The following is a 20,993-nucleotide window of genomic DNA, read 5'->3' on the forward strand; positions in this document are numbered from 1 at the left end:
CGTGGGACACGAAGGCCTCCTGGTGGTGAAGCGGTGAACTAGACAGCTCCACTTCACACCCGGGGGCCTTCTTCCGTCAGCCCGACTCACCGCCGCGAGGCGGGACAACCTCCCTGGACATCACATCTAGACCTTCACGCTCCCCTGGTCCATCGAGAAGGTGGACGCGGTGATGGTGCGCGCGTCGTCGCTGCACAGGTACATCACGAGCGAGGTCACCTCGTCGCGGGTGGAGAAGAACGGTTCGTTGAGGATCGGCGCGAAATGCGGCTGGTACTTCTCGATGGTGAAGGCGTGCTGGGCGGAGGTGTCCTCGAACGCCATCGGGGTGTCGACCGCGTAGGGGTGGATGGTGTTGACCCGGATCTTGTACTCCCCCACCTCTTTCGCCACCGTCTGCGCCATACCGGTGAGCGCGAACTTCGAGGCGGTGTACGAGGCCTGCAGCGGCATGGCCTTGAGGCCCGCCGACGAACTGACCACCACGATCGAGCCACCGTTGCCCGCGGCGATCATCGTCGGCAGGGTCGCCCGGAGGGTCTTCCACGTACCGCCGACGTTCACGTCCATCACGTCGGCGAACTGCGCCTCGGTGAGCTCCCACGACTGGCCCCAGGTGAGGATGCCGGCGTTCGCGATGACGAGATCGATGGACCCGAACTGCTCGACCCCGTCGGCCACCAGTTGCTCCTGGAAGGCGAGGTCGCGTGTGTCGCCCTGGCGCGCAAGGATCTTGCCGCCCACGCCCTCGACCGCGGCGATGGTCTCGGCGAGGTCGGAGGCGGTCGCGTGCGGGTAGGTCGTGTGATCGGCCACCGGCCCGGCGATGTCGAGGCCGATGACCGCGGCACCCTGCTCGGCGAAACGGATCGCATGGTTCCGACCCTGCCCACGGGCGATACCGGTGATGTAGACGACCTTGCCGTCGAAACGTCCCATCGCGTCAGACTACCCCAAACTGAAACGTGTTCTAGTTTCTTTCCGCGGAGACGTCGGCGGTCTCCCGGTCGGTGGTGTCACCGAAACGACGTTCGAATCCCTCGGGGATGATGATGTCGCCGCGGGTCAGCTCGTGGATGCTCTTGCGACCCAGCCCCATCAGGGCGGAGTCGATGCCGCCGCGCAGGATGTCGAGGACGTTCTCGACGCCGGTCTGACCGTTGGCGGCCAGACCCCACAGATAGGCCCGGCCGATCATCACCGCGTCGGCGCCCAGGGCGAGGGCCTTGACGACATCGCTGCCGCGACGGATGCCGCCGTCGAGCAGGACCTGCATGTCGCCGCCGACCGCGTCGGCGATGGGTCCCAGCATCCGGATGGTGGCCGGCGTGCCGTCGAGGTTGTTGCCACCGTGATTCGACACCGACAACGCCGTGGCACCGATGTCGCGCGCACGTTTCGCGTCGTCGAGACGGGTGATGCCCTTGACCATGAACGGCCCACCCCACTGCTCACGCAGCCACGCGAGGTCCTCCCACGACGGTGGCGCGGTCGCCATCCACTGTCCGTAGGCACCGAAAAACGTGGGGCCGGTCTGCCCCTTGTCGACAACGTTGGGAGCGGTGAGGTCCGGGATGATCGGCTTGCCCCTGTTGAACCAGTCCCACGCGTAGCGCGGACGCATCGCGATCTCGGGCGCCAACTTCAGCAGCGCCTTGAGGTCGACCTTCTCGGGGATCTCCGGCGAACCCCAGTCGCGGCCCATCGAGAACGACCAGTCTGTCGTCACGATCAGCCCCTTCGCGCCCGCCGCGCGAGCGCGTTCGGCGCGTTTGAGGATGTCCTCACGCGAGTTCAGCCAATAGGCCTGGAAGAAGATCTTGTCGTTGACCGCGGTCACGTCCTCGATGGGCTTGCTGGCGAAGCTCGACAGCCCCATCGCGGTGCCCCGGGCCGCCGCAGCACGGGCGACGGCCACCTCCCCCTCCTTGTCGACGGCCTGCACTCCCGTCGGCGAGATGAGGACGGGCATCGAGATCTCCTGGCCCATGATCGATGTCGCCTGCTCACGCTCGGCGTGCGCGCCGACGACGTGCGGGGCGAAACCGATCTCGCCGAACGCCTCGACGTTGTCGTGCAGCGTGATGCCCTTCTCGCTGCCGGCCACCAGCGATGAGTACACCGACTTCGGCAGCCGCTTCTTCGCGCGGCGCTGCGCCTCGAGGACGGTCTCGAACCAGGGATTGACCATGTGGATCAACTACTTTCGTGTACGGCGGAGTCAGACGGGCGCGAAACCGGCGAGCGGATTCTCGTCGCAGTCGCGGCTCGGGGGCCGAGTCATCCCGGCGCCGGGAACGGAGTGAGCGGGCCGAGTCATCAGCGTCAGGGGCACACCGCGGGAGTGGTCCTTGTTCGCCGTCGGGGCCGTGCGGTCGCCGGCGAGCAACTGCTCACCGAACCCCTGCACGCATTCCGGGTCCGGACCGGCGAGCGGCAGGCCGGTGAAGAACTTCGCCGCCATGCAGCCACCGCGGCAGGCATCGAAGTGCGCACACTTCGTGCACGCACCGGCGTTCTGCGGTTCGCGGAGCTCCAAGAACAGATCCGACTGCTGCCAGATGGTCCGGAAACCGCCGTCGGACAGGATGTTCCCCGCGAGGAAGTTCTCGTGGATCGCGAACGGGCAGGCGTAGACGTCGCCGATCGGGTCGATCAGACACACCACGCGACCGGCGCCGCACAGATTCAGACCGGGAAGTCCGCCCTGTCCCGGCTCGGCGAACGCCGCGAGGTGGAAGAACGAATCGCCGGTCAGCACACCATCGCCGTGCGCCACGAGCCAGGCGTAGAGCTCACGCTGCTGAGACGGCAACGGGTGCAGGTCATCCCACACATCGGCGCCACGACCCGACGGCCGCAGGCGCGTGATCCGCAGCGTTGCACCGAACTTGTCGGCCATCGCCTTGAACTCATCGAGCTGGGAGACGTTGTGGCGGGTGACGACCACACTGATCTTCGCGTCGGAGAAGCCGGCCTCGGCGAGGTTCTCCAACGCGCGGATGGCCATGTCGAACGACCCCGGCCCGCGCACGGCGTCGTTGACCTCGGCGGTCGCACCGTCGAGCGAGATCTGCACATCGACGTAGTCCGACGCCGCGAGCCGCGCGGCGACGGCCTTGTCGATCTTGAGACCGTTGGTGGAGAACTTCACCCCCACCTGGTGCGACGTCGCGTAGTCGACGAGCTCCCAGAAATCCGAACGGACCGTCGGCTCACCGCCGCCGATGTTCACGTAGAACACCTGCATCCGCTGTAACTCGTCGATGATCGCCTTGCACTGTTCGGTGCTCAGTTCGCGCGGATCACGCTTTCCCGACGACGACAGACAATGCACACACGACAGGTTGCAGGCGTAGGTGAGCTCCCACGTCAGGCAGATCGGGGCATCGAGCCCCTTCTCGAACTGATCGACGAGGCGGCCCACCGGTGCCGGTGCGGGGCGGTCGAGCGTGGCGGTCATGCGGACTCCCGGGAAAGGTCGGCGGGCACGATCGTCGCGGACGCCGCGAGCGAGGTGAGCGCCTGGAGGTAGAGGGGGCGATCGGCGTCGGCGATCGGCGCCGCGGCGAGCGCCGACTCGGCACTCGCGTGGTCGGCGAGCGACCGCACGAGGTCGACGACCGTCAGGTTCTTCAGGAACGACAGCTTGCGCGTCCCGAAGTGGTACAGCAACGCCCCGAACGGCTCCGGTCGCAGCGCCACACTGGGATTCAGCATCCAGGGGGCACTCAGATCGAACTTCTCGGTCGTGACGGCGGCCGTCATGTCAGTAGACGCCGCACATGCCGTCGATCGAGACCTCTTCGACAAGACTCTCGGTCACGAGTTCTGCGTCGTCGGTGACAGGCGCGGTGACGTCGGCGGACGGGACGGTGGTGTTCTCGCTCATGATGTCCTCTCGATGGTGACGTAGGTCACGTCGGACTATAATGGCACCGAGTGCAGAAAAGCTAGACCCGAGCGATCACTCGCACGGATTCGGACGCGGCGAAAGGTGTGGGCGTGGTGTCTCCGCAGCTCGGACGCCGTCCGAGTACCACGCGTGCGGTGATCAGCGAGGTCGCGATCGACCTCTTCACCCGCCGGGGATTCGACGAGACGAGCGTCGACGATGTCGCCGAGGCCGCGGGGATCGCCCGCCGTACCCTGTTCCGCTACTACCCGTCGAAGAACGCGATCCCCTGGGGTGACTTCGACGTGCACCTCGAGGCGATGCGCACCCACCTCGACGCGCTCGGCGACGACCTGCCCGTCGCCGTCGCCCTGCAGACGGCGCTGGTCGAGTTCAACCGCGTCGACGCAGATCATCTGGACAGCCATCGGCGTCGCATGCGGCTCCTGTTGGAGGTACCTGCGCTGCAGGCACATTCGATGCTGATGTACACCGGGTGGCGCGACGTGATCGCCGACTTCGTGGCGCGGCGCACCGGGGCGTCGCGCGACGACCACCTCCCGCAGACCGCCGGGTGGCTGATGCTGGGCGTGGCACTCGCTGCCTACGAGCAGTGGTTGACCGACCCCGCGGCCGACCTCGCAGCCCTGCTGACCGACGGCAGCCGTATTCTCGGTCGGGGTCTGCGGGCGCTGTAGTCGACGGCGCCGGCGGTGGTCGTCGGCGCTCGGGTCGATCGGGCCCGCGAACCGCCGGTGGCGGATGCCACCGCACGGTGGGTACCCTCAAAACTAGAACGTGTTCTCATTTTGCGAGAAAGGTGGCCGATGACGGCGATCACGCCCCACAGCACCAGGAGCGTCGTCCTCACGATCGCCGAGGTGATCGAGGAGACCGCCGACGCCCGGTCGCTCGTCTTCGACGTGCCCGCCGAGCACACCGACCGCTTCGGCTACAAGCCCGGCCAGTTCCTCACGCTGCGGATCCCCAGCGACCGGACCGGATCGGTGGCGCGGTGCTACTCGCTGGCGTCGTCGCCGACGACCGACGCCAAGCCGAAGGTGACCGTCAAACGCACCGCCGACGGATACGGGTCGAACTGGCTGTGCGACAACGCCTCCCCCGGCGACGAGGTCGAGGTGCTCCCACCGTCGGGTGTCTTCACCCCCGCCGACCTCGACACACCTCTGCTCCTGCTCGCCGCGGGCAGCGGCATCACGCCGATCGTGTCGATTCTCAAGGCCGCGCTCGCGACCGGATCGGGACCGGTGGTGCTGTTCTACGCCAACCGCAGCCAGGACGACGTGATCTTCGCCGAGGAGATCCGGACCCTGCACGCCGCGCACCCGGAGCGCCTCACCGTCATCCACTGGCTCGAGACCGTCCAGGGTCTGCCGGGAGTCGCCGCGCTGACCGCGCTGCTGCGTCCCTACGCCGCCCACCACGCGTACATGTGCGGACCCGGACCGTTCATGGACGCCGTGCACACCGCGCTGGCCGACGCCGGGTTCGGCCACAAGCAGGTCCACGCCGAGGTCTTCACCTCGCTGTCCGGAGACCCGTTCGACGATCCCGACGTCGCCGTCGTCAGTGCCGAGGAGACCGCTGACGCCGCGTCGGTGTCGGTCGCGCTCGACGGCACCGTCCACGAACTCTCGTGGCCCCGCAGCCAGACACTCGTCGACATCATGATGGCCGCAGGACTCGACGTGCCGTATTCGTGCCGTGAGGGCGAATGTGGTTCCTGCGCATGCACCGTCGTCGACGGCACCGTCGAGATGGCCCATGTCGGCGCCCTCGATCAGGAGGACATCGACGACGGCTACATCCTGGGCTGCCAGGCCCGCCCCACCTCAGACCACCTCACGATTGAATTCTGAGCCGGCCCGCCGGCGCGAATTCTGAGCCGGCCCGCCGGCGCGAATTCCGAGCCGACAGCTCAGCGGGTGGTGAGCCAGGTCAGCACGGACTGCGCGGCCTTCGGGTCGCCGTACTGCGTGCCGATCGCGCCGGCCACGGTCGCGCCGATCGCGGCACCGGCGGCGGCCGCGGGGATGATCAGGAGACAGGCACCGAGGACAGAACAGCCCACGACGAGCCCCACCGCGGCACCCACGACCGTGCCGACACCCGCTCCGGCGGCGGCCGACACGGTGCCCGCACGGTTGAGTCCGTTCGCGACGTGGAACAGCATGGCGTAGTAGGCGCGGTCCTTGCGCGCCGAGACCGGGTGGGCGCCCCGCTTGATCGCGGCGGTCACCGTCGGTGTGAGGTCCGGTGCGATCGTCGCGCTACGACCGTCCGCGGCGACCGTCGTCCGCATCGGGACATCGACCCCGTCGAGCGGGATCGACGCGGGGACGCGGTCGATGGCGCGACCGCGGCCGTCGGTGACGACGAGGCCATCGGGCGTGCGCGTGAACGCGGCGCCGGACAGCGTCGACGTCATCGCACCGCCCTGTCCGACCGTCACCCGGTAGCTCGGAACCGGGTCGGCGTTCGCCACCGCCGTCGCGCCACCGGACACCGCCACGACCGCGGTGACCACGAGCGCGGCGATCGAACCCGCCCGCCCGGTCACATGCACGAGTCCACCCCGCATGATTCCCCCTCAGACATACCCTCGGATCGGATGTTATCCGACGCGACGAGCGCCGGTGGGGACGCGGCGCGAACTATCGCATCGCCCGCAGCGCGGCACGGTGATCGGCATCGAGGTGCTCGGTCGCGTACGACAGTGCGGTGCGACCCATCGCGGCAGCATGGGTCTCGAGAAAACGCACCAGTTCGTCTCGATCGCACCGTTTCCCGGCCTCCCGCAGCATCCAGCCGAACGCCTTCTGGATGAGATCGCGGCGATCGGCGACGACCAGCGGCCCGATCTCGTACAGCGCCGAGGGGTCACCCCGCCGGATGAACGCGAACGTGGCGACGATGCCGACGCGTCGACACCACAGGTCGTCGTCGGAGGCGAACCGCCCCAGCAGGTCCCGCGGACGGTCGAGGAGCCACACGCCGAGGATCGGATCGGCGGAACTGTCCACGAGATCCCAGTTGTTCACCCGGCCGCGTGTGACGGCGTCGAGATAGAGCTCGACCCAGTCCCGCCGCGCGGCCTCGGTGTCGCTGCGCTCGAAGCCGTCGCGCAGCAGGAACAGGCCCATCAGTCGGTGTTCGTGCATCGGACTGTCGAGCAGGTCGACGACTCCGCGCGCATCGAGGCCGCGGAACGACGCCACCAGGGAGCGCAACCGTGGCACCGGTACCCCGACGAATCGGTCCCCCTCGCCGTACTGCCCGGGACCGGACTTGAAGAACCGCGCCGACCCGGCGGCCCGCTCGGGGTCGGCGAGGGCATCGACCGCGGCCATCACCGATGGCGCGTCCACCCGATCGGCGACCACCGCGCTGCGGTCCTAGGAGATGAGGTCGGCGATCGGGGTGTCGGCGGCGACGGTGGCGCGCATCTTCATGACCGCGCCCGCGCGGCCCGCACCCAGGACGCCGGTGAGCACGCCGTCGCGACTGAAATAGGCGAGGAACTTGTCGCCGTCGGAGTCGATCATGTGCACGTCGTCGTCGGCGGCGGGGGTACCGAGGCACTGGATCTTGATGTCGAACTGGTCGGTCCAGAAGTAGTGCACCACCGGGGTCGTCGAGGCCCGGTCGCCCCCGACGAGCGTGTCGGCGAGCACCTTCGCCTGCTCCACCACGTGATTCCAGTGCTCGACCCGGTGGCCGAACACGCCCGACTCGTCGGACCAGATGGCGACGTCGCCGAGCGCGTAGATCCCGTCGACCGACGTCGCCCCCCGTGCGTCGCAGGCGATCCCACCACCGTGCGCGCGATCGGCGAGATCGAGACCGATCGACTCCGCGAGTCCCGTCATCGGGGTGGACCCGATGCCCAGGACCACGATGTCGGTCTCGATCCGGGTGCCGTCGTCGAGCGCGACCGCGGTCACGCGACCGGACTCGGCGACGATCTCGTCGACACCGACCCCGGTGCGCACGGTGACGCCGCGGTCGGTGTGCAGCTTCTCCACCCGCTTGCCGATCACCGGTCCGAGCGCCGCGTTCAGCGCGGTCTCGGCGGGTTCGACGATGGTCACCGTCGCGCCGGCGGTCGACAGGCTCGCGGCGACCTCGCACCCGATGAAGCCGGCCCCGACGACCACCACGCGCGCGCCCTCGGTCGCCGCGGCGCGCAGGGCGACGGCGTCGTCGTAGGTGCGCAGCACGTGCACGCCGGTCAGATCCGCGGTCCCCGGGAGCATGCGCGGGTCGAGACCTGTTGCCAACACCAGGGAGTCGTAGTCGACGGTGACGCCGCCGCCGACCGACACCGTGCGGGCCTCGGGGTCCACGTCGGTCACCTCGACGCCCAGGGTGAGGGTGACGTGGTTGTCGGCGTACCACTGCTCGGGCTTGAGTTCCACGAGGTCACGGTCGCCGCGCAGCACGGCCTTCGACAGCGGCGGACGGTCGTACGGGATGTGCTCCTCGCGACCGATCAGCGTGATGGCGTCGGAGAATCCCGCCTGCCGAAGGTTTTCCGCGAGACGGGCACCCGCGAGTCCCGCACCGACAACGACCACTCCACCGCTCATGCGCGTCTCCTCGAATCGGGGGCGTGCGCACGGCTCACCCGACCATCGGCTCATCCATCGACACCGACGGGGTACAGATCGGCCATGCGCCACCCGTCTCCGACTCTACGCATCACGACCCACCGCGCGATCGGCACCGTGGCGCGTGACGGTGAGGCCGTGGGGATGTCGATCGTCTGGGTGGCGAACACCAACAGCCGCATGGTCTGGCCTCCGGTGGTGGCGGCCGGGGCGACCCCGACCCCGGTCACGGCGATCGACGACGAGGCGCCGGTCTCGACAGCCGAGGCCAGCGCGACATTCGGTCCCTGGCTGCGGTAGTCGGCGAGCAACCGGCCCGTCAGCAGCGGCGTGATCCGTGCGGCGCGGCGGGTGGCGGGGTCGGCGGCGAAATCGGCCGGGCCGAAGTCGAACAGCGCGGTCATCGTCGACCGCGCCGCTCCGAGCAGGGTCGGATCGGGTCCGGCGTCGTCGCGGGTGGGGCGCAACGACGCGCCCGCGAGGGTGGTCGCCAGAGCCACCAGCGCGACGGCCGCGACCACCGCATCGCGTCGGTGGACGGGGACCCGATCAATGGGGCCCTGATCTGACGGGTGCCGCCGCACGACACCGGTCCACAGGTGCGCGAGCACCCCGAGCGCGACGGCGACCGCGGGCGGCCACACCCAGGTCGGCGCACCGAGGACGACCAGCGCGGAGACGATGCCCGCGACCGCGGCCAGGCAGATCACGCCCCGGGCGGCGCGGGTCGGGGTCGACGCCGATGTGGCGGCGGTCATCGCAGCTGCGCCCGGTCGATGGTCCACCCGCGCGCGCCGTGGATCATGCGGACGTCGAGCACGAGTCGTCCGTCGGTCGCCGATCCACCGAGCAGCGCGGGGTTGGTGGCCTCGGCGACGACGAGCAGGTCGACCGGGGATCGAGCCGCATCGCCGACGACGCCGGCCGCGACGACCTGTCCGGTACCCGGTAGCCGTTGTGCCGCAACCGCTGCGGTGATCTCGGCGGCCGAACCGTCGATCCTGCGGAGGAAATCCCCGCTGCTCACCCGGCGGACCGACGCGAGATACCGCTCGGGGTCGGCGGGGTCGGCGGTGAGCACCGTGGCCACGGCCGCGCGCGTCGCGACGACCACGGCCTCGGCCCGGCCGCGTTCGTCGTCGGCCCGGACCGAGAAGACGCAGACGACGATCCCCGCGACGGTCGCGGCGACCACCACGACGATCGCGATCAGGACCGCGACGCGGCGTGTGCGCCGAGTGCCACCATCGTCGCTCGATCGCCCCGGCCCCGTGTCGACCTCCGTCGCCGCCACCGCGGCCTCGGCTCGTTCCAGGCGTTCGCGCGCGGCGGTGACCCGGGCCGATTCGGATGCGCTCACCGCAGCACCTCCAGCGTCGCGACCCGCCAGCGATCGTCCACGCGGCGCAGGTGCGCGGCGAGAACCCTTCCCACCGTGGACGTGTCGGTCCCCTGCCGCTCGGTGACGTTCACCGCGACCACCACATCCGCACCCTCGCCGGACACGGCGGTGACTCCGGTCTCGACGGGTACGCACCCGGCGGTGACGTCGGCACCGGACGGCTGCGGGCCGTCGAGGGCGCCCGCGCCCGACCGCAGTCGGTCGGCCAGATCGGCGGTGGCGGCATCGAGGGCCGCGGCACGGGCGGCATCGGTTCCGCGGTCGACGACCCGGCACACCAGCGGCCCGGCGTCGCGCGACGCGGTGTCGGCCGCGCGATCGACCGCACGTCGGTCGACAAGGTGCGTCGCGCTCACCGCGACCACCGCTGCGAGGGTCACCGCGAGCACGAGAGTCGTTGTCGCGAGCAGGTTCCGACGTCGGCGGGACACCGAACCGATGCCGACGACGACGGCCGCGACAGCGACGACCGTCACGACCGACGACACCCACCACGGGGCCCACCCGACCAACGCCCCGAGCCACACCGCAGCCGCACCCGCCGCGATCACCGCGCCGGGCAGCGACAGCCGGGACCCGACGGCGGTCACGGGGGTCACGGGGGTCACGGGAGGAACTCCACGCGCGACAGTTTCAGCTCGCCCGCGTTCGGTGTGCTCGAGTCGGGTTCGATGCGCACCATGAGTCGGAAGCGATTCGGCGCCGTCGCCGTGTCCGCCTCTCCTGGGGTGGATTCGCCTGTCCCGGAACGGGTGAGGACCACGGCGGTGACCAGGACCTCGGCGGTGTCGCCGTCACGACCGGCCAGCGCGACTCCGTCGACACTGCCGGTCGCAACGGTGCCGAGACGGGTCACGAGGGTGCGGTAGGCGCCGGTCGACTGCGCGAACTCGTCGCGGAACGACCCGGTCGAGGCGTCCAGGATCTGCCGCGCGCGATCGGGGTCCCGCGCGTCGGGCAGCAGGAGCGCCGACACGGTGGTCTGCGCGGCGGTGGTGAAGTCGGTGTCGCGGTACACGGTCTGTGTCCCCCGCACCACGAGGACGACGAACGTGGCGATCACGAGCGAGACCACGAGGACACCCGCGGCGAGAAACCATCGGGGGGTGCGGGCGTGCGGATCGCCGGTGCCGAGGAGTCGGTCGAGGTCCCGACGTGCCGCCGACAACTCGTGTCGAGCCTGTCGGCGGGCAGAACGAGACGAACGCGCCACGATCACCTCCACGCCCACCTGCGGTACCGACCCCGCGCCAAGAGTAGCGGCGCGGGGCGCACCCACTGTCGCATCCACACCGCGCCGACGTCCCCGCGATGCTTTGATGGTCTCTCGACCGTCGTCGAGCTTCCCGTCGGAGGAGTCGCAGTGGCCACACGATCACCCCACCCCGCACCCCTCACGCGCGCGACGTTGCTGCGCCGCAAACCGATCCCCACCGGATGGAAGGCCGAGGCCGACACCGGCCTCAAGCGGAACATCACCACCGTGCAGCTCGCGAGCTTCGGCATCGGCTCGACCATCGGCACCGGCATCTTCTTCGTCATGGCCGAGGCCGTGCCCGAGGCCGGACCGTCGGTCATCATCTCGTTCGTGTTCGCGGGTATCGCCGCCGGGCTCGCCGCGCTCTGCTACGCCGAGATGGCGTCGTCGGTGCCGGTCTCGGGGTCGACCTACTCCTACGCCTACGCGACCCTCGGCGAGTTCGCCGGCATGGCCGTCGCCGGCTGCCTCCTCCTCGAGTACGGGGTGTCGACGGCAGCGGTGTCGGTCGGCTGGAGTGGCTATCTCAACGAACTCCTCGGCGACCTGCACATACCGCAGATCCCGCACGCCCTCACCGCGGCACCCTTCGACGACGATCCCGGCGCGATCAACCTCCCGGCGATGATCCTCGTGGGGATGTGCGCGATCCTGCTGATCCGCGGGGCCAGCGAATCGGCCCGCGCCAACGCGATCATGGTGTTCATCAAGATCGGTGTCCTCGCGATGTTCGCGGTCATCGCCTTCACCGCGTTCAACGACGACAACCTGACGCCGTTCTTCGCCGACGGGGCGCACGGGGTGACCCTCGCGGCGGGCACCATCTTCTTCTCCTTCATCGGACTCGACACCATCTCGACCGCCGGCGAGGAGGTGAAGGATCCGCAGAGGACTATGCCGCGCGCGCTGATCGCGGCGCTGATCACCGTCGTCCTCGTCTACGTGCTGGTGTCACTGGCCGCCGTCGCGGCCCAGCCGTCGAGCGAGTTCGCCGCCCAGCAGGACGCCGGCCTCGCCCAGATCCTCAACAACGTCACCGGGGCGACCTGGCCGTCGCTGGTCCTCTCCGCGGGTGCGGTCATCTCGATCTTCTCGGTCACCCTCGTGACGCTGTACGGCCAGACCCGCATCCTGTTCGCGATGGGTCGCGACGGCATGCTGCCAGAGTTCTTCACCCGGGTGAACCCGCGGACCCTGACCCCGGTGAACAACACCATCGTCGTCGCGATCGTCGTGGCGATCCTCGCCGGCTTCATCCCGCTGGACTACCTCGCCGACATGGTGTCGATCGGCACCCTCGTCGCCTTCATCGTGGTGAGCCTCGGGGTGATCATCCTGCGTCGCCGCGAACCGGATCTGGACCGACCGTTCCGGGTGCCGCTCTACCCACTCACCCCGATACTCGCCATCGCCGCGTGCGGCTACATCCTCTACGGATTGCACTGGTACACCTTCGTGTTCTTCGGACTGTGGGTGTCGGCGGTGCTCGTGTTCTACCTGGTGTGGGGGCGTCACCACTCCGCACTCAACACCGGCCGTCCCGATCCCCTGCAGGCCGCGCCGTGACCGTCGTCGTCGGGTACCGACCGGGGGTCGGCGGCGAGGCCGGTCTCGCGCTGGCGACCGAGCTGTGCCGGTCGCTGCGGCGCGACCTGGCCGTCGTGATCGCGCTCCCCCGCCCCTGGTCGGTGCCGTCGATGGCCAAGGTCGACGCCGAGTTCGCCGCCTACGCACAACGTCTGGGCGACGATGCCGAATCGTCGGCACGCGCCGCCCTGGAACGGCACCCGGTCCCGACGGCGGTCACGGTGCACCGCGTCGCCGAACGGTCGGTGAGCGCGGCCCTGGCCACCGCCACCCGCCGACTCGGCGCGACGATGCTCGTGATGGGCACCCGACGCCAGACCGGCGGCCACATCACGCTCGGCTCGACGACGGGGCGGATGGTGCACTCCAGCGAGATCCCGCTCGCGCTCGCCCCGCCCGGACACGAGGTGGCGCCCGATCGACCGGGCATCGCCGGCATCACGTGCGCCTACTCGGCGACGTCGGAGGGCAACCAGGCCGTCGCCCGCGCCGCGGAGATGGCGGCCGACGCCGGGGTTCGCCTGCGGGTGGCCAGCTTCGGCGTCGCGCCGACCGACATGTATCCGCCCGAGGTCGGTCTCGGTGCCGAACGCGGCGTGCTCGCCGCATGGCGAGAACAGGCGGGTGTCGCTCTGACGCGGCTGGTCTCGTCCGGCGTCGTCGACGCCGACACCGAGACCGTCGTCGCCACCGGCACCGATTACGCGGCCGCCCTCGCCGCCGTCGACTGGCCCGCCGGGGAGGTGCTCGCGCTGGGCACCACCCCGCGCAGCGGCGTCAAGCGCGTCTTCCTCGGATCGACCGCGACCCGGATCCTCGGCGGCGCAACGGTTCCCACGATCGTGCTGCCCGGCTGACGAGCGGCTGGGCCCGTCAGCGACAGGTCGGTCGGTAGGTGTCGACCGGGAGGAACCGTGACCACTCGGCCTCGGTGATCGGCGCCGTGCCCGACGCGCAGACCTGTTCCACAATGGCGTCGGGGTCGACCAGCCACGATTGGACAACGCCGCGAGCACCCACCGCCAGAACCGTGCGGTCGTCAGGCCCGAACACCACGTCGTAGATGCGGCCCGGGTACGCCTGCAGCTGCGCCCTCACCTGCGCCTGGCCCGGCTTGCGCACATCCCAGATCCACACCTTGCCGTCGGCTCCGGCAGCGACGACCCGCGTGCCGTCGCGCGAGAACGCCCCACTGTAGAGAGAGCTTCCGGGGCCGGTGATGGTATCGGTCACCACCGGGGCCCGCGGGTTGCCTATGTCGAGGATCTTCACCTCCTTCGTCGACGAGGTGACGACCACATGGCGCTGATCCGGACTGAATCGAGCGGCGAGCGCGTACGAGGCGAACAACCGCGTCTTGGACAGGATGCCGGGCTTCGCCGGATCGGTCAGATCGACCAGAACCGCATCCCCGGTGAGGGTCGCGACGATCGCACGTCGTCCGTCCGACGACAACGTCGCCCACACCATTCCCGAGCCGACGTCCACCCCCGACACTCGACGGGGCCGCGAACGGTCGGCGATGTCGATGACGACCAGCGAGGTGGACGCCACCGTGCCGGCCACCGCGAGACGGGATCGATCGCTGACGTCGACGGTCTCAGTGAGTCCGGGAAGGCCCATGGGGGTCGAGCCGACAACCTGCGGGCGAGCCGGATCGGCGAAATCGACAACGTAGAGTTCGCCGTCGGCCGAACCGACCGCCGCGGTGGTGCCGTCGCCGGTGAGCGACAGGGTGCCGAAGGTCTGGCCCGGCGGAGGGGGAACCGACGGTCCGCGTCGGCTAATCACGGCACCTGGGCCGACCGCCCACTGACTGAGCGAACCGTCCTCCGCAGCGAAATGCGTGACGAAGTGGGTTCCGTTCGCGTCAGGTGCCAACTTGAAGGTCTCGGCGACGCTCGCCTGCACCGACGGATGCCCGGACGGCCACACCTTCAGCGTCCCGTCCTCCGACGCCGCGACCACGGTGTTCCCCACGAACACCGCGGAATCGACCACGGCCCCGCTGCGCAGCACCCGGGTGTCCTCACCGCCGGTCAGGTCGAAGACGCGGGTGGTGTTGTCCGAGCTCGCTCCGAGCAGGTATCGGCCGTCGGCACTGTACGCGACGCCGTTGACATAGCTCTCGAATGAATCGAAGTCGCGCTGCAGCAACGGCCGTGTGGGGTCAACCATCGAGTAGGTCTTGATGTCTCGACTGTTGATGCCCACGGCCAGGTCGCCGTTCGGGGAGAACGCCGTGTCGGTCGCGGCGACGTTCTTCGCGCCGGGTAGACCCACCGACGCGACGATGCCCGGGCTCGGAGTGTCGAGGGAATAGATGTCGAACCGGTTCTTGCCGCTGGCCGCGGCGAGGTGGCGCCCGTCCGGCGAGAACGCGACCGTTGTGCCGTCGCCGACCGCATCGGCGGGCATGCGCACCGGGTCCCAGCGTGTCCGCGAGACCAACGCAGCCGGCGACGAGCTCGCCGGGATGGCCGCCGAGAGCCGGAACAGGAGCACCCCCGCGCCGTCGACGGCGACCGCGAGGAGATTCCCCCGGCGGTTGACGGCCACGTCGCGGATGACACCGCTGACCGGCGGGGCATCGGTGGTGACCCGGGGGTTGGCCGGATTCGACAGGTCCCACAGAGTCAGGGTGTCGCCGCCCCCGACGAACAGCTGCCGGGAGTCGGCGCCGAAGGCGACGCCACTGAGTGGCGTGTCCTTCCGTCCGGCTCCGAAGGTCGCGATCTGTCGGTCGATCCCCCGGGAGCCGGTGCGGTAGAGCCGGATGCGGTCGTCGGAGCCGACGACCGCGACGAGCGATCCGTCGGGGGATGCCGCGACCTTGGCGGGCCCCTCGGCGGTGAGCAGTCGGGTCGGGATGGGCGCGGCGGTGTTGTCGATCAGTGCCGATCGCGCCTCGACCGTCGGCGAGATGCGGTAGGCGACCATGGCCAGCTGCATCGACAACGCGGGGTCGATGAGGCGCTGCTGGTCGGACTGCACCGCGAGGCGCGTCGACAACGCGTCCTGCCGTAGCGTCTCGGCGGTCTCCTTCTGGTCGACGGCGTCGGTGCGGGCGACGACGGCGACCACCGCGGCCAGCATCGCGACGACCGCGAACACCGTCGCGGCGGCGGCGTAGGTGCGGAGCTGTCGGATGCGTCGGCGATCGACCGACTGCAGGCGGACGCTGCGGGCGTTGGCGAGATCGAGGAAGCGCTGTTCGTCCGCACTGATCCGCGCACCGTTCTCCGGCGACCGCGCGAACTCGTTGAACAGGTCCAGGCGACCGCCGTACGGGAGCAGCTCGGGGGCCTCGTCGGCGTTGGACCACACCGCCAGCACCGCCTGCAGGCGTCGGTGCTCGAGCAGGTTGTCACGATCCTCGTAGATCCACTGGCGCAGGCGTGGCCACGCCGACAGCAGCGCCTCGTGGGTGACCTCGGCGTAGGTGTCGCCGACGGTGACCAGTCGGGCGGCGGCGAACCGGTCGAGAACAGCGGCCGCGCGTCGTTCTCGGACGTCTCGCCGCGTCTCGGGCAGTTCGACGTTCGGCGGGAACCCGAGTTCGGACAGTGGTGCCCGGCGGCGTGACGCGGAGTCCTCGTCGACGTGGGCCATGGCGAGCAGCTGACGTCGCGCGACGCCCTTCTCGGCGTAGTCGAGTTCGGCGTACACCCGCTCGGCGGTCTGCTCCACCGCGCCGCTGATCCGACCGGTGGCGAGATAGTCGCCGACGGTGAGGGTCCGTTTGTCCGACTGCGTCCAGGTCGACAGCAGCGCGTGCGACAGCAGCGGCAGCGACCCCGCACCGATCCCCGCGGCCCCGGGACGAACATCGCTCAGCAGGAGGTCGACGAGGTCGTCGGCGACCTGGAGTCCGGCCACCCGAGCCGGTTCGAGGATGACCTCACGAACCTGCCTCTCCGCGAGGGCTGGTACCAGGATGTGTGCGTTCTGCAGCGGGCGCGTGAACCGGGGCAGGGAGGCCAGGACGCCGTAGAAGTCGGCGCGCATCGTGGCGACCACCACCAGTACCTCGCACTGCGTGCTCAGCTCGACCAGACCCGCCTCGAACCGGCTGCGGCGGGCGACGTCGTCGGAGAGCGTCCACACCTCCTCGGCCTGGTCGACGGCGAGGAGCACCGGACCGTCGCCCGGCGGCAGCTCCGCAATCGCGGCCTCGAGGGATCCGACGGGGTCGGCGCCAGGGGTCATCAGCAGGTGCCGCCAGCCCGCGAAACCGCTCTCGGTCTCCATCTGGGCGAGCAGTCCGGCCCGCAGCACCGACGACTTGCCCGCGCCCGACGGACCCATCAGGGTGACGATCGGCATGCGGTCGGCGCCCGGCATCGTCGCCGTCGGGTGGTCGGCCTGCTCGAGGACGGTGCCGATCACGAGATCGGTGATGTCCTCACGCCCGAAGAACCAGTCGTGGTCCTCCACGCCGAAGGCGGCGAACCCGAGATACGGGGTGGGGGTGGACGCCGCCCGTCGTCCACCCGGTCGGCGGGCGCGTTCGGCGGCGGCGATCCACGGCGCCTGGTCCTCGGGCCCCTCGACACCGCAGACCTCCAGCACCTTGCGCAGGACGGGCTCGCTCGACGCCGTCGGGGCGTGCTGGCCGGAGAACCACCCGCCCACCGTGGGGGTCAGGGCCCCCGCCCGCGCCGCGGTCTCACGGATCGAGAGACCGGCCGCCGAGCGGATCTCGGTGAGGGCGCGGGCGAGGTCCTCACGTGTACGGACATCGTCTGGTCTCATGACCCACCCTCCCCTGACGTGCAGCGTTCCCGCAGGAGACGTATGGACCTTCGTATGGACTTGGCGTCAAACAAGCGTCCGGCTGGCGCCTCGAACGACCTCGAAGGATCATTTCCCCATCGCACATGTGTGCAGCAGAACAATCGGGAGGATCGTACCCATGTCCGTCGCTCACGACTTCGACGACCAGGATTCCAGCGCGGAGGCGCACCGGCCCCAGCGCACCCTGCGCGTCGTCACCGATGACCGCCCGGCGCTCTCGCGCCGCGAGATCGAGGTGCTCCTCGGCTGGCTGGCCGCGGACTCGAAGGCCGAGGCCGCCGAGCGCCTCTACATCACCGCATCGACGGTCAACACCCACCTGACGCGTATCCGCGCGAAGTACACCGCCGCCGGTCGTCCGGCGCGCTCGAAGGCCAACCTGTTCGCCCGAGCGATCCAGGACGGGTACACCACCCTCGATCAGTGGTGACGCTCCGGCGCTGACGCACACGCAGACGAGGCCCCCTCCCGATGTCCGGAAGGGGGCCTCGTCTGTCGCGATGGTGCCTGCGGTCAGGACTTGCCGGGGGCGGCGGGGACGCCGTTGACCCGCTTGAGGTACTCGGCACGCTCCACGTCGTCGTAGCTGAGGAACATGCGGTCCATCCCGGTCAGCTTGCTCGAGGAGCGCTTCATCGCCGGCGGCATCACCGCGTTCGCGTGGACCCATGCCATCGACCGCGGGACGGTGAGGTGGGTCTTGGTGCCCTCGATGCTGTTGACGACCTGTTCGGCGACCTGCTCGGGTCCCACGGTCTGCACGAAACGGTTCGTGGTGATCCCGGAGATGAGTGCGGTGCGGGTGAACGTCGGGTTGACGGTCTTCACCCGGACGCCCTGCGGCGACAGCTCGTTGTCGCACGCCTCGGAGAAGACGATGACGCCCGCCTTCGCGGCGTTGTAGATGGTGAGTCCGGGCACGGGCAGCCGGCCGGCCACCGATCCGATGTTGATGATCTGGCCGCCACCGCGCGCGATCATCCGCTTGGCCGCCTCCTGGGTGCCGATGACGACACCGAGCAGGTCGATGTCGAAGTTGCGCTTGACGACGTTGAGGTCGTAACTCAGGAGCGGACCGGTCGGCATGATGCCCGCGTTGTTGATGAGGACGTCGATGGGTCCCGCGGCGGCCTCGGCGGAGTCGAGGAACGCGGCGAACGAGGCCGGGTCGGTGACGTCGAGGGAGAAACCGTCGTGACCGAGATCGGCGGCCGCCTTGCCGACCGCGTCGGTGTCGATGTCGCCGATGACGACGGTCGCGCCGAGGTCGCGCAGCCAGGTCGCCGTCTCGAACCCGATGCCGCGGGCGGCGCCGGTGATCGCGATGACGAGGCCGCGTACGTCGGTCGTCTTCTTGTTCCTACGTGCCATGGGTGACTCCTTGTTCGGCGCGCGACGACGCGTCGCGCGCGGTGGGGTGGGTGAGGGTGCGGTCGTCCGGTGGGACCGGCGGGTCAGGTTCGGCAGGTCACCAGATCATCGGCGCGAGGTGCGTGGCCGCGAAGGCACGGACCCATTCGGGCTCCTGCTTCATCGGGTCCGACGCCGGGACCTCCAGTTGCGAGATCACCAACCGCACCACGATCTCGACCGCATCGCGCAGGTCGGGATCGGGACGCGTCGCACCGACGCTGCGCAACGCGCGGACGGTGCGGTCGGTGACCGCGTCGATGAACATCGACGTCACCGACGATGACGTGATGCCCTTCATGTCGGCGTCCTCGATCACGAGGCGATGCATCAGCGGATCCTTCTGGATCAGCTGCGCCCCGACCGAGAACGCCTCGGCGATGGCCTCTTTCGGCGACAGCCCGGTGATCGAGAGTTCCAGCGCGTGCATCCCGTCCTGATAGAGACGCGTCGCGACCGCGAGCAGCAGCGACTCCTTGTTCGGGAACCGTCGGTACAGCGTGCTGCGACTGACGCCCGCGCGCTTGGCGATCTCGTCGACCGAGGCGCGCCGCACACCGGTCTCGGTGAACTCCGCGGCCGCGGCGGAGAGGATCGCGTCCTCCTGGTCGCCCGGACTGTCGGTGTTGCGGGTCTTGCGACCGGACGCCGAGACGTCCGAGCTCACCGGCGGCGCAGGGTGACGGGGAGCCGATCCTTCGGGATCGGCAGCGAGCTGTAGTCCATCGGCATCTCGTAGTCGGCGGGGACCGACCACTCGAAGTCGCGGACCAGCTGATGCATGATCGTCTTGATCTCCATCTGCCCGAAGTAGAGGCCGATGCACTTGTGCACGCCACCGCCGAAGGGGCTCCACCCCATGCGGAACTTCTTGTCCTCCGCGCGGTCGGGTCCGAAGCGCTCCGGATCGAAGGTCCACGGGTCGGTGTAGATGCGCTCGTCGTAGTGGTTGAACAGCGACGGCACCGTCACCATCGACCCCTCGGGCACGAAGTAGCCCTGGATCTCGGTGTCGGCCACGGCCATCCGCGGATGTGCGGGCACCGGGGTGCACATGCGCAGCGACTCCTTGAACACCGCGTCGAGCACGGTCAGCGATCCGAGGTCGTCGTAGGTGAGTTCGGAGTCGAGGGTCATCGACTGCTCATGTGCCTTCGCCTGCCACTCCGGCGATTTCGCCATGCGGTAGCACATCTGGGTCATCGAGATCGTCGAGGTGTCGTGCGCGGCCATGAGGATGAAGATCATGTGGTTCACGATGTCCTCATCGGAGAACGTCGCGCCCTCTTCGCTTTCCGCGTGACACAGCACCGAGAACAGGTCGGGGGTCGCGGTGGCCCGCTTGGCGGGGATGTGGGAGTAGAAGAACTCCTCGAGGATCTTGCGCGAGCGGATCCCCTTCCACCACCGCGTGCCGGGGACCGGCTTGCGGATCACGGCGACACCGGCCTGCACGGTGTCGAGGAAGGCACCGTTGATGCGGTCGGCCTCGGCCTTGGGCAGTTCGAGTCCGAGGAACACCTCGAGCGCGACGTCGAGGGTGAGGGCCTTGAACTCCTTGAACAGCAGGATCTTCCCGGTCGGGAAGTCCTGCATCCGCTTGGCGATCATCGGCTGCATGAGATCCATGTACTGCCGGATCGCGACCGGGCTGAAACCCTGCTGCAGGATGAGCCGATGGCTGCGGTGCTCCTCGAAGTCCATCAGCATCACACCGCGGTTGAAGAACGGGCCGATGAGGTACGACCACGCCGGCGCATTGGCGAAGGAGCGCTTCTTGTTCATCAGCACCTCCTCGGCCGCCTCGGGACCGGACGCGACGACCCACTTGCGGCCGAACGCGCTCATGCCGGACACCTCGCCGAACTCGGCGACGCGCTTCTCGTGGAAACCGAAGGGGTCGCGGCGCATTCCGAGCACCGTCCCGATACCGCTGCGGGTCGAGAACGGCACCTTCTTCAGTTCGCTTCCGGCCGGGACGTCCGAGTCAACCGTTGTCATCGCTGTGCACCT

Annotated in this window: 21 protein-coding genes; 5 read left to right on the forward strand and 16 right to left on the reverse strand. The window is 69.5% G+C overall.

What is annotated here, in order from left to right; genetic code table 11:
* Nucleotides 1-126 precede the first annotated feature (126 nt).
* The 5 genes from TU34_RS15050 to mftA are packed head-to-tail and all read right to left on the reverse strand — an operon-like array spanning nt 127 to nt 3,826.
* Complete coding sequence (locus TU34_RS15050) at nt 127-939, reverse strand: mycofactocin-coupled SDR family oxidoreductase (RefSeq protein WP_045823728.1); 813 nt, start codon at nt 937-939, stop codon at nt 127-129.
* Between the two features lie 31 nt (nt 940-970).
* Nucleotides 971-2,191: a pre-mycofactocin synthase MftD gene (gene mftD, locus TU34_RS15055; protein WP_045823729.1), complete on the reverse strand. Its 1,221-nt coding sequence runs from the start codon at nt 2,189-2,191 to the stop codon at nt 971-973.
* Between the two features lie 30 nt (nt 2,192-2,221).
* A complete protein-coding gene (gene mftC / locus TU34_RS15060; RefSeq protein ID WP_045823730.1) occupies nt 2,222-3,463 on the reverse strand; it encodes a mycofactocin radical SAM maturase in 1,242 nt (413 codons plus the stop codon).
* A complete protein-coding gene (gene mftB / locus TU34_RS15065; RefSeq protein WP_045823731.1) occupies nt 3,460-3,768 on the reverse strand; it encodes a mycofactocin biosynthesis chaperone MftB in 309 nt (102 codons plus the stop codon). Before mftB ends, mftC begins: the two co-directional genes overlap by 4 nt.
* A 1-nt stretch (nt 3,769) precedes the next feature.
* A complete protein-coding gene (gene mftA, locus TU34_RS24650) occupies nt 3,770-3,826 on the reverse strand; it encodes a mycofactocin precursor MftA (RefSeq protein WP_408068809.1) in 57 nt (18 codons plus the stop codon).
* Between the two features lie 179 nt (nt 3,827-4,005).
* Here mftA and mftR point away from each other — a divergent pair, with 179 nt between their 5' ends.
* Nucleotides 4,006-4,593: a mycofactocin system transcriptional regulator gene (gene mftR / locus TU34_RS15070; RefSeq protein WP_420835189.1), complete on the forward strand. Its 588-nt coding sequence runs from the start codon at nt 4,006-4,008 to the stop codon at nt 4,591-4,593.
* Nucleotides 4,594-4,722: 129 nt separating this feature from the next.
* Nucleotides 4,723-5,775 (forward strand): ferredoxin--NADP reductase, encoded by a 1,053-nt coding sequence (locus tag TU34_RS15075; protein ID WP_045823733.1) that lies wholly within the window; start codon nt 4,723-4,725, stop codon nt 5,773-5,775.
* A 59-nt stretch (nt 5,776-5,834) separates the two neighbouring features.
* Here TU34_RS15075 and TU34_RS23925 read toward each other — a convergent pair whose 3' ends face one another.
* The 7 genes from TU34_RS23925 to TU34_RS15110 all read right to left on the reverse strand — a co-directional run bounded on the left by TU34_RS23925 (nt 5,835) and on the right by TU34_RS15110 (nt 11,141).
* A complete protein-coding gene (locus tag TU34_RS23925) occupies nt 5,835-6,497 on the reverse strand; it encodes a DUF8020 domain-containing protein (RefSeq protein ID WP_045823734.1) in 663 nt (220 codons plus the stop codon).
* Between the two features lie 73 nt (nt 6,498-6,570).
* Nucleotides 6,571-7,266, reverse strand: a complete 696-nt coding sequence (locus TU34_RS15085) for a DNA alkylation repair protein (RefSeq protein WP_045823817.1) — start codon at nt 7,264-7,266, stop codon at nt 6,571-6,573.
* Between the two features lie 45 nt (nt 7,267-7,311).
* On the reverse strand, nt 7,312-8,505 hold the full coding sequence (locus TU34_RS15090) for an NAD(P)/FAD-dependent oxidoreductase (protein WP_045823818.1): 1,194 nt from the start codon (nt 8,503-8,505) through the stop codon (nt 7,312-7,314).
* Between the two features lie 50 nt (nt 8,506-8,555).
* Nucleotides 8,556-9,284, reverse strand: a complete 729-nt coding sequence (locus tag TU34_RS15095; RefSeq protein ID WP_045823735.1) for a hypothetical protein — start codon at nt 9,282-9,284, stop codon at nt 8,556-8,558.
* The gene (locus TU34_RS23930; protein ID WP_052688960.1) at nt 9,281-9,886 is read right to left on the reverse strand and encodes a hypothetical protein; all 606 of its coding nucleotides are present in this window, start codon (nt 9,884-9,886) and stop codon (nt 9,281-9,283) included. Before TU34_RS23930 ends, TU34_RS15095 begins: the two co-directional genes overlap by 4 nt.
* Complete coding sequence (locus TU34_RS15105) at nt 9,883-10,536, reverse strand: hypothetical protein (RefSeq protein ID WP_045823736.1); 654 nt, start codon at nt 10,534-10,536, stop codon at nt 9,883-9,885. The genes TU34_RS23930 and TU34_RS15105 overlap by 4 nt, the downstream gene beginning before the upstream one ends.
* Nucleotides 10,533-11,141: a hypothetical protein gene (locus tag TU34_RS15110; RefSeq protein WP_045823820.1), complete on the reverse strand. Its 609-nt coding sequence runs from the start codon at nt 11,139-11,141 to the stop codon at nt 10,533-10,535. The genes TU34_RS15105 and TU34_RS15110 overlap by 4 nt, the downstream gene beginning before the upstream one ends.
* Before the next feature lie 195 nt (nt 11,142-11,336).
* Between TU34_RS15110 and TU34_RS15115 the strand changes: the two genes are divergently transcribed.
* Together TU34_RS15115 and TU34_RS15120 are read left to right on the forward strand one after the other, a co-directional pair.
* Nucleotides 11,337-12,752, forward strand: a complete 1,416-nt coding sequence (locus tag TU34_RS15115) for an amino acid permease (RefSeq protein ID WP_045823821.1) — start codon at nt 11,337-11,339, stop codon at nt 12,750-12,752.
* Nucleotides 12,749-13,630, forward strand: coding sequence for a universal stress protein (locus TU34_RS15120; protein WP_045823737.1), 882 nt, complete (start codon nt 12,749-12,751; stop codon nt 13,628-13,630). The genes TU34_RS15115 and TU34_RS15120 overlap by 4 nt, the downstream gene beginning before the upstream one ends.
* 16 nt (nt 13,631-13,646) lie before the next feature.
* Here TU34_RS15120 and TU34_RS15125 read toward each other — a convergent pair whose 3' ends face one another.
* The gene (locus TU34_RS15125) at nt 13,647-17,528 is read right to left on the reverse strand and encodes an nSTAND1 domain-containing NTPase (protein WP_045823738.1); all 3,882 of its coding nucleotides are present in this window, start codon (nt 17,526-17,528) and stop codon (nt 13,647-13,649) included.
* Between the two features lie 160 nt (nt 17,529-17,688).
* Here TU34_RS15125 and TU34_RS15130 point away from each other — a divergent pair, with 160 nt between their 5' ends.
* On the forward strand, nt 17,689-18,000 hold the full coding sequence (locus tag TU34_RS15130; RefSeq protein WP_082080324.1) for a LuxR C-terminal-related transcriptional regulator: 312 nt from the start codon (nt 17,689-17,691) through the stop codon (nt 17,998-18,000).
* Between the two features lie 83 nt (nt 18,001-18,083).
* On the opposite strand, the gene TU34_RS15135 is transcribed toward TU34_RS15130, so the two are convergent.
* From TU34_RS15135 to TU34_RS15145, 3 genes are all read right to left on the reverse strand, one after another.
* The gene (locus tag TU34_RS15135; protein WP_045823739.1) at nt 18,084-18,941 is read right to left on the reverse strand and encodes an SDR family oxidoreductase; all 858 of its coding nucleotides are present in this window, start codon (nt 18,939-18,941) and stop codon (nt 18,084-18,086) included.
* 97 nt (nt 18,942-19,038) lie between these two features.
* Nucleotides 19,039-19,647 (reverse strand): TetR/AcrR family transcriptional regulator, encoded by a 609-nt coding sequence (locus tag TU34_RS15140; RefSeq protein ID WP_045823740.1) that lies wholly within the window; start codon nt 19,645-19,647, stop codon nt 19,039-19,041.
* Nucleotides 19,644-20,981: a cytochrome P450 gene (locus TU34_RS15145; RefSeq protein ID WP_045823741.1), complete on the reverse strand. Its 1,338-nt coding sequence runs from the start codon at nt 20,979-20,981 to the stop codon at nt 19,644-19,646. Before TU34_RS15145 ends, TU34_RS15140 begins: the two co-directional genes overlap by 4 nt.
* Nucleotides 20,982-20,993 lie beyond the last annotated feature (12 nt).

This window comes from Williamsia herbipolensis (genome assembly GCF_000964005.1).
Classification (GTDB): domain Bacteria; phylum Actinomycetota; class Actinomycetes; order Mycobacteriales; family Mycobacteriaceae; genus Williamsia_A; species Williamsia_A herbipolensis.

Excerpts from the sequence above, each read along its gene's own strand:
- TU34_RS15050 (WP_045823728.1), bottom strand. The coding sequence starts at position 939 with ATGGGACGTTTCGACGGCAAGGTCGTCTACATCACCGGTATCGCCCGT.
- mftD (WP_045823729.1), bottom strand. The coding sequence starts at position 2,191 with ATGGTCAATCCCTGGTTCGAGACCGTCCTCGAGGCGCAGCGCCGCGCG.
- mftC (WP_045823730.1), bottom strand. The coding sequence starts at position 3,463 with ATGACCGCCACGCTCGACCGCCCCGCACCGGCACCGGTGGGCCGCCTC.
- mftB (WP_045823731.1), bottom strand. The coding sequence starts at position 3,768 with ATGACGGCCGCCGTCACGACCGAGAAGTTCGATCTGAGTGCCCCCTGG.
- TU34_RS15075 (WP_045823733.1), top strand. The coding sequence starts at position 4,723 with ATGACGGCGATCACGCCCCACAGCACCAGGAGCGTCGTCCTCACGATC.
- TU34_RS23925 (WP_045823734.1), bottom strand. The coding sequence starts at position 6,497 with ATGCGGGGTGGACTCGTGCATGTGACCGGGCGGGCGGGTTCGATCGCC.
- TU34_RS15085 (WP_045823817.1), bottom strand. The coding sequence starts at position 7,266 with ATGGCCGCGGTCGATGCCCTCGCCGACCCCGAGCGGGCCGCCGGGTCG.
- TU34_RS15090 (WP_045823818.1), bottom strand. The coding sequence starts at position 8,505 with ATGAGCGGTGGAGTGGTCGTTGTCGGTGCGGGACTCGCGGGTGCCCGT.
- TU34_RS15095 (WP_045823735.1), bottom strand. The coding sequence starts at position 9,284 with ATGACCGCCGCCACATCGGCGTCGACCCCGACCCGCGCCGCCCGGGGC.
- TU34_RS15125 (WP_045823738.1), bottom strand. The coding sequence starts at position 17,528 with ATGAGACCAGACGATGTCCGTACACGTGAGGACCTCGCCCGCGCCCTC.
- TU34_RS15130 (WP_082080324.1), top strand. The coding sequence starts at position 17,689 with ATGTCCGTCGCTCACGACTTCGACGACCAGGATTCCAGCGCGGAGGCG.
- TU34_RS15135 (WP_045823739.1), bottom strand. The coding sequence starts at position 18,941 with ATGGCACGTAGGAACAAGAAGACGACCGACGTACGCGGCCTCGTCATC.
- TU34_RS15145 (WP_045823741.1), bottom strand. The coding sequence starts at position 20,981 with ATGACAACGGTTGACTCGGACGTCCCGGCCGGAAGCGAACTGAAGAAG.